We start from the raw sequence: 14,269 nt of genomic DNA on the forward strand, positions 1-14,269 counted from the left end.
GTCGATCACAAGCGGCTGGGTCATGTGTTGCAGGTCGCGCAGCTGATTCAGGCGGATCGCGATAACCGCCGCGCGTCAGGTTCGCCATCACGAACCAATCAGGGGCAGGCGCCGAAACCGAAAGAACGCAAGGCTGGCACAAAGAAGCAGCGGGAGATCACTGTTGATGATCTGAACACCGCGATTGGCAGAACGACGGTCAGCCTCCAGGACCCTGTACTCAAAACCTCGTCAAGGAGATAACAAAGGCACAAAACCCGACACTTCTACTTTGCTGCCGCTACGACATTTAAGAATGGCTTTGACAGGCCCGGACTGCCGCAACCTGGCATTCGGCGCCGCGCTTTGCTCGCATCACATCGAAATTGCGCTCGATAACGCACGCTCCGACACATAGCGCGCGGGCGGGGAGCCGAGGTTTTTGCGGAACATCGAGACGAAGCTGCTTGCGCTTTCATAGCCGAGGTCGTCGGCGACCTGCTGCACCGATGCCCCCGCGCCCAGCCATCTCACGGCCAGCATGAGCGGTAGCTGCTGTCGCCAGCGGCCGAAGCTCATGCCCGTTTGACGGATGAGCACGCGCGCCAGCGTGCGCTCGTTCCTAACCACTCGCCGCGCTCGGCGGGACTGGCCGTGAAGGCGGCAGTCTCGCCATGGTTCCAGTGGATCGTTCCGGCGACTGCCAAAGGCAAGCCGGCCAACCTCGAATCAAGCCTTCAACGGCAACCAGATCTCGAGCCCACCCATTCCGCTGACAGGATCGAACTTCTCGTCATAGCGCTCGAAGTTCGGCGCATCGGCGGGAATATGTCCCGATGCCGGCAGCCACTGATTCCAGATCGTGTTCCAGGTGCGCCGCACCGTCGAAATATGCTCGCGGTGGCTGAACACCGCATAGCGCTGCGCGGCAATGCGCAAGCGGCTCAACTCCGCAGGCAGCGCCGAAAAGTCGCTCACTTCGACACCGCACAAATAGTCGATGTTGCCGGCGTCGTCGGCGTTGTAGCAGACGCCATACGCCACGTTGCCAACCTGTCCCGGCACTTTGCCGAACCAGTCGTTAAAGCGCTGCCACTGCGACGGAATCGCGGCGGAGGTTTCGCTCGTATACCGTTCGCTCAGGCCCGCGACGAGAAACGCTTTGCCGTCTTCAAAGCGCGGCGGTTCCAGATGGCTGAGAAGGGTTTCGTCCATTTTGATCGGCTCCACGATGACGATAGTGTCGAGATGACCACGCGCGCGCAGCGCTTCGGGTGTGATGCCGAATTGCTCGCGAAACGCACGCGTGAATGCTTCGTGAGAACCGTAACCGGCGTCGAGGGCAACCGCCAGGATGTCGGGTGCGCCGCTGGCGAGGCGGCGCGCCGCTTCGCTCAAACGGCGCGCGCGAACGTAGCGCATGACCGAATGCCCGGTAGCCGCTTCAAAAGCACGCGCCAGATGAAAGCGCGACACGCATCCGCAGTTGGCGATATCGTCGAGCGTCAACTCGCCGGCAAAGTGGCTTTCGATAAACCAGAGCGCCTTTCCAACGGGGTTCATATCGGGTCTCAAGTCAGCACGAAGCCAGCATAGCCAGCCGCGAACCGGCCCATTTGATCGCGCTTGCGGTTTTGCTGCGGACCTCGATCTTGAGCCGCGGCGGCGGGCATGAGCCTTGGTCGCGCAACACTGCGAACCGCCGCATACGGGTCAGTAGTTTTCCGTCGCCGCCTCGTTGCCGGTGGCGCGACGCTGTTCCGACGCCGCTGCGTCATGCGCGTGCGCATCGGCCCCGCCCTGTTGCCCCGGACGCAACAGCAAGCCACCGAGCACGCCCGCCGCCGCCGCGAAAATCGCACCGAACAGAAACGCCACGTGATAGCCGCTATTGAGCGCCGCGATGGCGCTGCCGGAAGCCAGCATCGCGTCGCTGCGCGCGGCGGCGAGACTGGCGAGCACCGCGAGACCGAGCGCCCCGCCCATCATGAACGACGTATTGACGATGCCGGACGCAAGGCCCGAATCGCCCGGATCGACGTCGCTCATCGCGGCCAGCAACATCGGATTGAAGGCGATGCCCGCGCCGAAGCCGAGCAGGATCATGCCCGGCAACACGTCGACCACGAAGCTGCCATTGACCGGTGCGCGCGCGAACAGCGCGAGCCCCAGCGCGGCGACCAGCAGACCGACGGCAAGCGGAACACGCAAACCGAAACGCATCACCACGCGCGCCGACAGCCCCAGCGAAAAGAACGCCATGATCAGATTGGCGGGCAGGAACGCGAGCCCGACCTGCAACGGCCGGTAGCCGAGCACGCGTTGCAGATACAGCGCGGAGATGAAGAACCACGCGAACATGGCCGCGGCCCACAGCACGCCCACCACGTTCGCGGTCGCCACGTTGCGCAGGCGGAACAGCCCGAGCGGCATCAACGGATGCTGGACGCGCGCCTCGATAACGAGAAACGCGCCGAGCAGCGCGAGTGCGGCGAACAGCAAGCCGAGCGTTTGCGCCGAGGTCCAGCCGGCCTCGTTGCCGTTCACGACCGCATAGACGGCCAGCATCAGCGAGGCGGTGACCGTCACGGCGCCGGCCACGTCGAGCCGCTCGCCGTGAGCATGGCCGCGCGCGGACGGCAGCAGCGCGACGCAAAGCGCATAGACGGCGATGCCGATCGGCAGATTGACGAGAAAGATCCAGTGCCAGCTCAGCAGGTTGGTGAGCAGGCCGCCGAGCAATACGCCGATGCTGCCGCCGCCCGCGCACACGAAGCCGTACACGCCCATTGCCTTGGCGCGCTCGCCGGGTTCGGTGAACAGATTCATGATGAGCGACAGCGAAACAGCGGAGACGATCGCGCCGCCCAGACCTTGCACGGCGCGCGCGCATACCAGCAGGATTTGCGAGTTCGCGATGCCGCAGGCGAGCGACGCCACCGTGAACAGCGTGATGCCGCCGAGGAACAGCTTGCGGTGGCCGTACAGATCGCCGAGCCGTCCGCCCAGCAGCAGACAGCCGCCGAACGTGAGCATGTACGCGTTGACCACCCACACCAGCGAGGTTTCGGTAAAGCGGAGATCCGCCGCGATCGACGGCAACGCGACGTTCACGATCGTGGTGTCGAGCACGATCATCAGCACGCCGAGGCAGAGAACGATCAACGCCAGCCAGCGTTTGTTGCCGTGGATGGAATGGGTCATGCAGTGCGCTCCTTTGCATCAATCGATCGGTTGCCGCTCCGCTCCGTGCCGCCGTTCGGCGCGATCTTGCCGGCCTGGTCGGCGAAGCGGTTGGCAAAGCGGTTTGCAACCCGTTGATGGCAATGAATTTTTGAGTCTAGCACCCGCGACTTTTCGGGTACAACTACGAGTTCCTGGGCGGGCACGCCGCTCAATCCCCGCCGACGATTTCGTACTTGCCGCCGCGCTCCAGCGCCCGTTGATAAGCCGGCCGCGCATGAATGCGCTTCAGAAAGTCGGCGATCGCGGGAAGCTGATTTTCCATGCCGCCGCGCGCGGTGGCGGCTTCGAGCGGAAAGCTCATCTGCACGTCGGCCGCTGTGAAATCGTTGCCGACAAACCAGCCGGTCGCGCTCAGTTCCTTGTCGATATAGCCGAGGTGCAGCTTCAACTGCGGATCGACAAAGCTCGATTGCAGCGTGGCGGCAATCTTGCGCGCGATCGGTTTGGCGAAGAACGGCATCGGCGCACCGGCGATGCGCAGCGCAATCAGCTTCAGCAGCAACGGCGGCATGGCCGAGCCTTCCGCGTAGTGCAGCCAGTAGGTGTAACGCGGCCGCTCCGGCGTGCCCATTGCAGGCGCGAAACGCCCCTGGCCGTATTTGTCGATCAGATACTCGATGATCGCGCCCGACTCGGCGAGGGTCTGTCCGTCGTCGGTCATCACGGGCGACTTGCCGAGCGGATGCACCGCGCGCAATTCGGGCGGCGCCAGCATCGTTTTCGGATCGCGCTGGTAGCGCTTGATCTCGTAGGGCACGCCGAGTTCTTCGAGCAGCCACAACACGCGTTGCGAGCGCGAGTTGTTCAGGTGATGGACGGTCAGCATGGGCGAGGGAAGTTGGCCTGTGAAGTGCCACATCATAGAGATGTTGCGCCGAGGCGTGGCTCTAGCCGCCCCTCTACTTCAACGAACGCAACTCGAAGCGCTTGAGCTTGCCGGTTTCCGTGCGCGGCAGCGAGTCGACGAACACGATTTCACGCGGATATTTATACGGCGCCACGCTGTTTTTCACGAAGTCCTGCAGTTGCGAGACCAGTTGGTCGTCGGGTTCATGACCTGGATTGAGCACGACGAAGGCCTTGACGATCTGCCCGCGTGTTTCGTGCGGCGCGCCGACCACGCCGCATTCGGCGACCGCCTCGTGTTGCAGCAGCACGCTTTCCACTTCGGGGCCGGAGATGTTGTAGCCCGCGGAGACGATCATGTCGTCGGCGCGCGCCTGATAGAACACGTAGCCGTCCTCGTCCAGATAGACGGAATCGCCCGGCAGGTTCCAGCCGTCGCGCACGAACTTCACTTGCCGTTCGTCGGCGAGGTAGCGGCAGCCGGTCGGACCGCGCACCGCGAGCTTGCCGATCGTGCCAGGCGGAACCGGCTGCATGGCGTCGTCCACGGCTTGCACGACGTAACCCGGCACCGCGCGCCCGATGGCGTGCGGGCGAATCGCGTCATCGGCGGCCGAGATGAAGATATGAATCAGCTCGGTGCCGCCGATGCCGTCGATCATCTCGATGCCGGTCGCGTCGTGCCACAGGCGGCGCGTGGAGTCGGGCAACGCTTCGCCCGCCGACACCGTCTTTTGCAGGCTCGACACGTCGTGGCGCGGAACGAGCGGCGCCATTTGCCGATAGAAAGTCGGCGCGGTGAACATGATGGTCGCGTGAAAGCGTTCGACGGTGTCCAGCAAGGTCTCGGGCGTGAGCTTCTCGATCAGCACCGTGGATGCGCCCACGCGCAGCGGAAAACACAACAGGCCGCCCAGGCCGAACGTGAACGCGAGCGGTGGCGTGCCGCAAAAAACGTCACTGGACGACGGTTTCAACACATGGCGCGGGAACAGATCGCACATGGCCAGTACGTCGCGATGAAAGTGCATGCAGCCTTTCGGCGCGCCGGTCGTGCCGCTGGTGAAGGCGATCAGGCAGACGTCGTCGGCGGCGGTGTCGCACGCGGCGAAGCGGTCCGGTTTGTTGATTGCGAGTGTGTCGATCGACTCGGCGTCGTCGTCATGAAACAGGCGCGTTTGCTTCAGACCGGCGCAGTAGAACTCGTTCTGAGGATCGTTGCAGCGCGCCAGTTCCGCGATCAGACGGGCGTCGCATAATGCCGCGCTCACCTGCGCTTTCTCGATGATCTGCTTCAGTTCCTTGGCGCGCAAAAGCGGCATCGTCGGCACGAGGACGAGCCCGGCTTTCAGCGCCGCCAGCGCCATCACCGCCATGTTCAGGCTGTTCGGTCCACGCAGCAGCACCCGGTTGCCAGGCTGCAAGCCCATTTCGTCGATCAGCACGTGCGCGCTGCGATTAACCAATGCAAGCAGTTCGCCGTAGGTGGTGGCGCGTGGTTCGCCGTCCACATCGGACCAGATCGCCGGATGGTCGCGATGACCCGCTTCGATGGTTCGGTCCAGCAACTCCGTCGCGCAGTTAAAGCGCGACGGGTACGCGACGTCCGGGTTGTCGAGAAGCAGGACAGGCCATTGATCCTGCGGCGGAAGATTGTCGCGCGCGAAGGTGTCGACGTGTGCTGACGGTTCCATCATCATCTCCCCCGGCGTCGAGCCGGCTGCATTGCGGTTGGCTTGCTGTATTTATCGTGGAATCACTGCTGCGGAATCACCGCGGTCGCTTCGATTTCCACCTTCGCTTCGTCCTCGATCAACGCAACGACCTGCACCGCGCTCATCGCGATGTCGTAGTCGCCGATCAGCTCGCGAAACCCGCGGCCGATATCTCTCAGCGAGGCCAGGTATTCGCGCTTGTCGGTGACATACCAGGTGAGACGCACCAGATCGCGCGGTTCGCCGCCCGCTTCGCGCAGCACGGCCACGACGTTTTTCAGCGCCTGAATGGCTTGGGCGGCGAAGTCGGTGGTCTGGAAGCGCGCCTGTTCATCCCAGCCGATCTGGCCGGCAATGAACACCTGCGTGCCGGTGGCCGCGACGCCGTTCGCATAGCCGCGCGGCTTGATCCAACCGTTGGGGAGAAGAGCTTTTTTCATGAGCGATGCGTCTCGATGGATTCGGCTTGTGGGGCGAACGTCGCGAGCGCGCTCGCGATGTCCGCGGGAATTTCAATCGACTGTCCGCTTTCGATCGACGTGGTGACGAGCACCTGTTTGGCGCGAAAGCGGGTTTCGCCGCGGCAATGACCGACGATCTCGATGCTGATCGAGCGCCGTCCAATCGCGACGACACCCAGCGTCAACGTGATCGTCTCGCCCATCTGGCTCGGCCGCGAAAACTCGCAGTCGAGCTTGACGATCGGCAGGCCGACGCGGCGCTGCGCGATCATCTGCGCGTAGTCGATATGCAGGCCTTCGTTGAACCAGTCTTCGACCAAAGCATTGGTCATCACCAGATATTGCGGAAAGAACACGATGCCCGCGGGGTCGCAGTGCGAGAAGCGAATGCGTACCTGCCTGTCGAACGAAGGCGTGCTCATTTCGCGTTGCCCCCGGTCGCGGCCGCGTGCGCTTTCAGCAAATCGCGCCCCACGATCAATTGCTGCACTTCGGTCGCGCCTTCGTAAATGCGCAGCGCGCGAATCTCGCGATACAGCATTTCGACGGCCGTGCCGCTTTGCACGCCCATGCCGCCAAAAAGCTGCATGGCGGCGTCGATCACCTGTTGCGCGCCTTCGCTGGCATGCCACTTCGCCATCGCCGCTTCACGCGTGACGCTTTCGCCCTGGTCGCGCAGCCAGGCGGCGCGATAAACCAGTAGCGCGCTGCTGTCGATGGTCAACGCCATCTGCGCGAGCTTCGCCTGCGTCAGTTGAAAATCGCCGAGCGTCTGGCCGAACATCTTGCGCGACGCGGCGCGCGAGAGACCTTCCGCCATCGCGTGACGCGCGAATCCGAGCGACGCGGCCGCCACCGACGTGCGGAAAATATCCAGCGTGCGCATCGCGAGCTTGAAGCCTTCGCCGGGTGCGCCGAGCATCTGGCTGCGCGGCACGCGCGCGCCCGCAAAATGCAGGCGTGCGAGCGGATGCGGCGCGATCACGTCGATGCGTTCGGCAATTTCAAGCCCCGGCGTATCCGCGTCGACGATGAATGCCGTGATGCCGCGCGCGCCCGGCGCTTCGCCGGTTCTGGCGAACACGACGTAAAAGTCGGCGATGCCGCCGTTGGAGATCCACGTCTTGTCGCCGTCGAGCACGTAGGCGTCGCCGTCTTCGCGAGCGGCGAGCGTCATGGCGGCGACGTCCGATCCCGCTTCCGGCTCCGACAACGCAAACGCGGCAATGGCCGTGCCGTTGGCGACGCGCGGCAGGTAACGCGCCTTCTGCTCGTGCGTGCCGCCGAGCGAGATCGCGCCGGAGCCGAGCCCTTGCATGGCGAGCGCGAAGTCCGCGAGGCCGGAATGCTTGGCGAGCGTTTCGCGCAGCAGGCAAACGGCGCGCGTGTCGATCGTGTCGCCGTGACCGCCGTAAGCGACACCGCCCACGCCGTATTTCAGCCAGCCCGCCGCGCCGAGTTCGCGCACCAGACGACGGCAGGTCGCATCGACGTCCTTATGCCCGCCGTCGTGCGAAAGATTCGCGCGGCACCATGCCTCGATACCCGCCGCGAGTTCGCGGTGGCGTGGCTCGAAGAACGGCCAGGCCAGCGCGCCATGCAGATCCACATCGCTGTTGGCGTTCAACTCAGTCTCCCTCGAACACGGGCCGCGACTTCGCGGCGAATGCCTTGTACGCCCGTTCGAAATCGCGTGTGCTCATGCAGATGGCCTGTGCTTGCGCTTCGGACTCGATCGCTTCGTCGATGCTCATGCTCCATTCCTGATGCAGCATCTTCTTCGTGATGCCGTGCGCGAAAGTCGGGCCGGCGACGAGATCGGCGGCGAGCTTGTGCGCTTCCTCGAGGAGCGCCGCGGGGTCGCACAGGCGGTTATAGAAGCCCCATGCGTGGCCTTCGTCGCCGCTTGCGGAGCGTCCGGTGAAGAGCAATTCGGCGGCGCGCCCCTGCCCGATGATGCGCGGCAGAATTGCGCAAGCGCCCATATCGCAGCCCGCCAGGCCGACGCGCGAGAACAGAAACGCGAGCTTGCTGCGCGCGGTGCCGAGCCGCATGTCGGACGCCATGGCGAGAATCGCGCCCGCGCCGGCGCAAACGCCGTCGACGGCGGCGATCACCGGTTGCGGACAGTGGCGCATGGCCTTGACCAGGTCGCCGGTCATGCGCGTGAAGAGCAGCAGTTCCGGCATCGGCAAATCCATCAGCGGCGCGATGATGTCGTGCACGTCGCCACCGGAGCAGAAGTTGTCTCCCGCGCCGTGAATCACGACGGCCTTGATGTCGGTGGCATACGCGAGTTGCCGGAACAGATCGCGCAACTCCGCGTACGATTCGAACGTTAGCGGGTTCTTGCGCTCCGGGCGGTTCAGCGTGATCGTCGCGACCTTGCCGGCGACCGACCAGCCGAAGTGTCGCGCCTCGTAGCTGGCGAGCGTCAGGCGGTTGCCGTCCAGCAGCGCGTGGGCGTTGGATCGTGTCATGAGCGCTCCATGCAGGATGGTGTTGCGGTTCAGGGCGGATCAGTCTTTCAGACTGTCGAGCAGATGTTTCTTGAGCTTGCCGAGGCGCTGATGGGTGCGCGATTTTTCATCGAGACTCAAGCCGCCGAACAGTTCGACCACCCATTGCTCGTGCGCCACCGCCATCTTGTCGAACGCCTTGCGGCCCGCAGGCGTGAGGCATACGCTGATCGAGCGGCGATCGTTCGGATCGTTGTCGCGCGAGACGAGGCCTTCTTTTTCGAGCTGATCCGTAATGCCGGTGACATTGCCGCCCGTCACCATCAAACGGCGCGATAGCTCGGTCATCTTCAAGCCTTCGGGATGGCGCTCGAGTTGCGCCATCAGATCGAAACGCGGCAGCGTGGTGTCGAATTCGTTGCGCAGACGCTTGCGCAACTCGGCTTGCACGAGATTGGTGGTGGTCAGCATGCGCAGCCACAGACGCAGGCCCATGTGACTATCGGCGCCGGTGCTCATTTCCAGATCCACGACGTTCTCCGCGGGTTTCGCGATGCCTTTGCGCGGCGGTTTTGCGTCGAGCGCCACGGGTTTTTTGATGTTCGATGATTTCGTCACATTACTTCTCCACCGGAGATGGAAATGGATTGACCCGTCACGGCCTCCGAGCCCGGCTGGCAAAGCCACAGCACGGCATTGGCGACCTGTTCGGGGCTCACGAAGCGACGCTGCGGATTCGAGCGCAACAGGGTTTCGCGCGCCTGCTGTTCGGTGCGTGAGGTCTTGCTGGTGATCTGTTCGAGGGATGCGTGCAGCAATTCGGTTTCCGTGTAGCCGGGACAAACCGCGTTGACGGTGACGCCTTTGGTCGCGACTTCGAGCGCGAGCGAACGCGTGAGACCGATCACGCCGTGTTTCGCGGCGCAATACGCGGCGACGTAGGCGTAGCCGATTTGTCCCGCCGTGCTTGCCACGTTGACGATGCGGCCATGACCGCGTTCGAGCATGCCGGGCAACACCGCGCGCGTGCCGAGGAATACGCCGGTGAGATTCACGTCGAGCATGCGCTGCCAGAGCGCCATGTCGGTGTGTGTGAACGGCGCGGCTTGCGCCTGGCCGGCGTTGTTGATGAGGATGTCGACTGCGCCGGCCTGAGAGAACGCATTGGCAACGGAGCTTTCCTGCGTGACATCGGCGCTGACGCAGGCGACCTCGCCGAGCGCGGCGAGTTTGTCGCGCTGCGCGTCGAGCCGCTGCGGGCTGCGGCCCATCAACGTGACGCGCGCGCCGGCGCGCAGCAGCGTTTCCGCCACGGCCGCGCCAATGCCACTGCCGCCGCCGGTGACCACGGCGTGTTGTCCCGCGAGCGATGAGTTCAGCGTGTTCATGTGGTTCCTTCCGCGCGTTGCGCGCGTTCTTGCGGCGACAGGCCGGCGTTGGCCGCCGCCTGCGCGCGCTCGCGTTCCAGATTGCGTTCGAGTTGCGACTTCGCGGCGATGTAAGGCTTGGGCCAGGCCACATCGAGGTAGCCGATCCTGGCGGCTTCATTCAACGTCCACGACGGATTCGCCAGATGCGGACGCGCGATCGCGCACAGATCGGCGCGGCCCGCCGCGATGATGCTGTTCACGTGGTCGGCCTCGGAGATCGCGCCCACGGCGATCGTTGCGATGCCCGCTTCGTTGCGCACGCGGTCGGCGAACGGCGTCTGGAACATGCGGCCGTACACCGGTTTTTCCTCCTTGCTGACCTGACCCGACGACACGTCGATCATGTCGGCGCCCGCTGCCTTGAAAGCGCGCGCGATCTGCACGGCGTCGTCGGGCGTGGTGCCGCCTTCGACCCAATCGTTCGCGGAAATGCGCACGGAAATCGGCTTGTCTTGCGGCCATGCCGCACGGATCGCCTTGAACACCTGTAACGGATAGCGCAGGCGGTTTTCGAGCGAACCGCCGTATTCGTCCGTACGATGGTTGGTCAGCGGCGACAGGAAGCTCGAGAGGAAATAGCCATGCGCGCAATGCAGTTCGAGCCAGTCGAAACCGGCTTCGGCGGACATATGCGCGGCGCGCACGAATTGCGCTTCGATCTCGCGCAATTCCTCGCGAGTGGCTTCGCGCGAATGCTGGCTGACGCCAGGCAGATATTGTTGCGGCGAGGCTGAAACGAGCGGCCAGTTGCCTTCGGCGAGCGGCTGGTCGATGCCTTCCCATGCCACTCGTGTCGATCCCTTCGCGCCGGAGTGGCCGAGTTGAATGCCGATCCTGGCATCCGACTGACGATGCACGAGATCGACGATACGTTTCCACGCCGCCAGATGCTCGGGCGCGTACATGCCAGGACACCCGGGCGTGATGCGCGCCTCGGGCGATACGCAGGTCATTTCCGTCATGACCAGCGCGGCGCCGCCCATCGCGCGCGCGCCGAGATGCATCAGGTGATAGTCGCCGGCGATACCGTCGACGGCTGAGTATTGCGCCATCGGCGAAACCACCACACGGTTCTTCAACGTGACGCCGCGCAGCGTGAAGGGCGTGAACATGGGCGGAATCGAGTGCTTGTGCGGTGCGGGTTCGACGCCGGCGCGCTGCGCGAGCCAGTTTTCGAAGCCGGACAGATAGCGTGCGTCGCGCTCACGCAAGTTCTCGTGTGAAATGCGCTGCGAGCGCGTGAGCAGCGAATACGCGAACTGTTCGGGTTCGAACGACGTATAGCGGTCGACATGCTCGAACCATTCCGTTGAATTGCGCGCGGCGTTCTGGATGCGTAGTACGTCGACGCTGCGCACGTTCGTGTAGTGCCTCAGCGCGGCGGGCAAATCGCCGGGATGCGCGCCGATGCTGTTCGCCAGTTCGATGGAGTCTTCAAGCGCGAGCTTGGTGCCGGAGCCGATCGAGAAGTGCGCGGTGTGCGCGGCGTCACCCATCAGAACGACCGGCGTTTGCGTGCCGTCGGCGTTGCGGCGCCAATGCACCCATTCCTCGTTGACGACACGCGGAAAGCGGATCCATTGCGACGACCCGCGCAAATGCGCGGCGTTCGACAGCAACGCGTTGCCGTCCAGATACTTGGCGAACAGCTTTTCACAGAAGGCGATGCTGTCTTCCTTGCTCATTTCGTCGAGACCGGCGGCGCGCCATACGCGCTCCGGCGTTTCCACGATGAACGTGGACGTTTGATCGTCGAAACGATACGCGTGTGCCTGAAACCAGCCGAACTCCGTTTCCTCGAAGGCGAACGTGAAGGCGTCGAAAAGTTTTTTCGTGCCGAGCCAGACGAAGCGGCAATCGCGCATGTCGATGCTGGGCTTATACGTAGCCGCATATTTTTGGCGAATCGCGCTGTTGGCGCCGTCGCACGCGACGACCAGGTCGGCTTCGTAGACGGTGTCGTCCGTGACCTGGGTTTCGAATACCAGCTTGACGCCAAGCGCTTCGCAGCGCGCTTGCAGGATGTTCAGCAGACGCTTGCGGCCGATGCCGCAGAAGCCATGACCCGACGAACGGATCTGCCTGCCGCGAAAATTGATTTCGATGTCGTCCCAGTGATTGAAGGCGTCGAGGATGGCGTCGGCGCTGGGGGCGTCGGCGGCGCGCAGATTGCCGAGCGTCTGGTCGGAGAACACCACGCCCCAGCCGAAGGTGTCGTACGGACGGTTGCGCTCCACGACCGTAACGTCGTAAGCCGGGTTGCGGCTCTTCATCAACAAGCCGAAATACAAGCCGGCAGGGCCGCCGCCGATACAGACAATGCGCATGCTGAGTCTCCAAAGTGGATTCTGCTTTGGAGTTAATTTAGGCGTAGATAATTTAGATGTCAAGTAAACATCGACGCGGGGGGGCGCGTGCATGCGGGTGCCCTATTCACTCGAACGAGCATCGGTCATGGGGCTCCTGGAACGTAAGGCAGGAGCGGGTGTTCGCTCGCCAGCAGGCAAGCCGTATTTCGATGGGACTTGCCCTGAACGGGCATCCGTATCAGCACGTCGTCAAGAGCGGCCAACGCCGTCAGGCTCTTGTGTGCAGCAAGAACCATGCGGGAACGTGGACGGATGTATATAGGCGCCTAGTGTTCCGTCCCAGAAATAACTTTGCATAAATTTATATTGTTCTATGATCGAATCTGGCTGCACAGGAGGCGATCATGGGGCGCAAGGGAATCGAGGTCGTGGTGTCAGAACTGGAGCGGGAACAACTGGTGTCGATGAGCCGTTCGCGTTCGCTGCCTCACTCTCTGGTGCGTCGGGCAAAGATCGTCCTGATGGCTGCTGACGGTCATACCAACCAGGAAATTGCTTTGCAGTGCGACGTGACGTCACCGGCGATCACGCACTGGAAGAAGCGGTTCGTCGCGCGGGGGCTTGCGGGCCTGCATGATGAAGCCCGGCCGGGGCGGCCGCGCGCGCACGACGATGAGGCGGTGGCGGAACTGCTGGCGAAGGTGCTGCACGAGAAGCCGGACGGCACAACGCACTGGAGTGTGCGTTCTGCTGCTGCGCAGACCGGGATTTCGAAGAGTTCCGTGGCACGGTATCTGTCGCTGTTCGGCGTGCAGCCCCATCGCTCAAAAAGTTTCAAGCTCTCTACTGATCCGTACTTCGTCGAGAAGGTGCGCGATATTGTCGGGCTGTACCTGAGCCCACCGACCAATGCGCTCGTACTGTGCGTCGACGAGAAGAGCCAGTGCCAGGCGCTGGAGCGCACGCAGCCGGTATTGCCGATGGGTCTGGGCTACCTCGAAGGGGTGACGCATGACTACATCCGGCATGGCACTACAACCCTGTTCGCAGCGCTCGATACGGCGACGGGTGAAGTCATTGCGCAGTGCAAACCCCGTCATCGGCATCAGGAGTTTCTGGCCTTCCTTAGGCACATCGATCAGGCCGTGCCTGCAGAGCTCGATGTACATCTGATTGCCGACAACTATGCGACGCACAAGCATCCGAAGGTCAAGGCGTGGCTCGTTAAACATCCGCGCTACCACATGCATTTCACTCCGACCTATTCGAGCTGGCTCAATCAGGTGGAGCGATGGTTTGGCCTGGTTACACAGCAGGCTATCCGACGCGGCTCATTCAGGAACGTGCGCCAGCTGATTGCCAGCATCGAAGGCTACGTCGAGCAGTACAACGTCCATAAGCGCCCGTTCGTGTGGACCGCGACAGCTGATTCCATCATCCAGAAAGTGGCTCGGCTATGCAAAGTTATTTCTGGGACGGAACACTAGCAGGCTGCTGAAGTATCGGCGGTAATGTCATCGCTGAAGGCCCCTGAAGCGTTGATGGAAGACCCCCACTTGCCCCTTGGAGATCATGCGCGGCGCCGACACATTCACCGAGAGTTTGTTTTCCATGCGCAAGCTGGACGACTTCGTTCCGAAGTCGCATCCGTTGCGTTCGATCCGGGTGATGGCGAACGAAGCACTGGTGAAGATGGATCGGTTGTTTGCCGGGATGTACGAGGCCGACCTCAAGGGTGGGCGGCCGAGCATCGCGCCGGAGAAGTTGCTGCGAGCCATGCTGATCCAGGTGCTCTACAGCATCCGCTCGGAGCGCCAATTGATG

Annotated in this window: 15 protein-coding genes and 1 pseudogene; 3 read left to right on the forward strand and 13 right to left on the reverse strand. The window is 63.2% G+C overall.

Annotated elements, in window-relative coordinates:
• Positions 1-243: pseudogene (locus BUE39_RS32985) on the forward strand (hypothetical protein); the annotation flags it as partial.
• Positions 244-354: 111 nt separating this feature from the next.
• On the opposite strand, the gene BUE39_RS32990 reads toward BUE39_RS32985, so the two are convergent.
• The 13 genes from BUE39_RS32990 to BUE39_RS33045 form a co-directional block, all read right to left on the reverse strand.
• A complete protein-coding gene (locus tag BUE39_RS32990; protein ID WP_235005020.1) occupies positions 355-609 on the reverse strand; it encodes a helix-turn-helix domain-containing protein in 255 nt (84 codons plus the stop codon).
• Between the two features lie 99 nt (positions 610-708).
• On the reverse strand, positions 709-1,542 hold the full coding sequence (locus BUE39_RS32995; RefSeq protein WP_073432886.1) for an AraC family transcriptional regulator: 834 nt from the start codon (positions 1,540-1,542) through the stop codon (positions 709-711).
• Positions 1,543-1,692: 150 nt separating this feature from the next.
• On the reverse strand, positions 1,693-3,183 hold the full coding sequence (locus tag BUE39_RS33000) for a DHA2 family efflux MFS transporter permease subunit (protein ID WP_073432888.1): 1,491 nt from the start codon (positions 3,181-3,183) through the stop codon (positions 1,693-1,695).
• Complete coding sequence (locus BUE39_RS34685; RefSeq protein WP_143032048.1) at positions 3,180-3,368, reverse strand: hypothetical protein; 189 nt, start codon at positions 3,366-3,368, stop codon at positions 3,180-3,182. Before BUE39_RS34685 ends, BUE39_RS33000 begins: the two co-directional genes overlap by 4 nt.
• Positions 3,369-3,373: 5 nt before the next feature.
• Positions 3,374-4,051, reverse strand: coding sequence for a glutathione S-transferase family protein (locus tag BUE39_RS33005; RefSeq protein WP_073432890.1), 678 nt, complete (start codon positions 4,049-4,051; stop codon positions 3,374-3,376).
• A 73-nt stretch (positions 4,052-4,124) separates the two neighbouring features.
• On the reverse strand, positions 4,125-5,765 hold the full coding sequence (locus tag BUE39_RS33010; RefSeq protein WP_073432900.1) for an AMP-binding protein: 1,641 nt from the start codon (positions 5,763-5,765) through the stop codon (positions 4,125-4,127).
• Between the two features lie 62 nt (positions 5,766-5,827).
• Positions 5,828-6,226 carry a RidA family protein gene (locus BUE39_RS33015; protein ID WP_073432892.1) on the reverse strand — a complete coding sequence of 133 codons (399 nt, stop codon included), beginning with the start codon at positions 6,224-6,226 and terminating at the stop codon, positions 5,828-5,830.
• Complete coding sequence (locus BUE39_RS33020; protein WP_073432893.1) at positions 6,223-6,669, reverse strand: acyl-CoA thioesterase; 447 nt, start codon at positions 6,667-6,669, stop codon at positions 6,223-6,225. Before BUE39_RS33020 ends, BUE39_RS33015 begins: the two co-directional genes overlap by 4 nt.
• Positions 6,666-7,874, reverse strand: coding sequence for an acyl-CoA dehydrogenase family protein (locus tag BUE39_RS33025; RefSeq protein WP_073432894.1), 1,209 nt, complete (start codon positions 7,872-7,874; stop codon positions 6,666-6,668). The genes BUE39_RS33020 and BUE39_RS33025 overlap by 4 nt, the downstream gene beginning before the upstream one ends.
• Before the next feature lies 1 nt (position 7,875).
• Entirely contained in the window at positions 7,876-8,727 is an 852-nt protein-coding gene (locus tag BUE39_RS33030; protein ID WP_073432895.1) for an enoyl-CoA hydratase family protein, read from the reverse strand.
• 39 nt (positions 8,728-8,766) lie between these two features.
• Positions 8,767-9,324 carry a MarR family winged helix-turn-helix transcriptional regulator gene (locus tag BUE39_RS33035; RefSeq protein ID WP_073432896.1) on the reverse strand — a complete coding sequence of 186 codons (558 nt, stop codon included), beginning with the start codon at positions 9,322-9,324 and terminating at the stop codon, positions 8,767-8,769.
• Complete coding sequence (locus BUE39_RS33040; protein WP_073432897.1) at positions 9,321-10,094, reverse strand: SDR family NAD(P)-dependent oxidoreductase; 774 nt, start codon at positions 10,092-10,094, stop codon at positions 9,321-9,323. Before BUE39_RS33040 ends, BUE39_RS33035 begins: the two co-directional genes overlap by 4 nt.
• A complete protein-coding gene (locus tag BUE39_RS33045) occupies positions 10,091-12,463 on the reverse strand; it encodes a bifunctional salicylyl-CoA 5-hydroxylase/oxidoreductase (protein ID WP_073432898.1) in 2,373 nt (790 codons plus the stop codon). The genes BUE39_RS33040 and BUE39_RS33045 overlap by 4 nt, the downstream gene beginning before the upstream one ends.
• 386 nt (positions 12,464-12,849) lie before the next feature.
• Between BUE39_RS33045 and BUE39_RS33050 the strand changes: the two genes are divergently transcribed.
• Complete coding sequence (locus BUE39_RS33050; protein ID WP_073432899.1) at positions 12,850-13,932, forward strand: IS630 family transposase; 1,083 nt, start codon at positions 12,850-12,852, stop codon at positions 13,930-13,932.
• Positions 13,933-14,017: 85 nt separating this feature from the next.
• On the forward strand, positions 14,018-14,269 hold a 252-nt coding region (locus tag BUE39_RS33055), incomplete at its 3' end, for a transposase (RefSeq protein WP_143169539.1).

The sequence above is a fragment of the Paraburkholderia terricola genome (assembly GCF_900142195.1).
GTDB lineage: Bacteria > Pseudomonadota > Gammaproteobacteria > Burkholderiales > Burkholderiaceae > Paraburkholderia > Paraburkholderia terricola.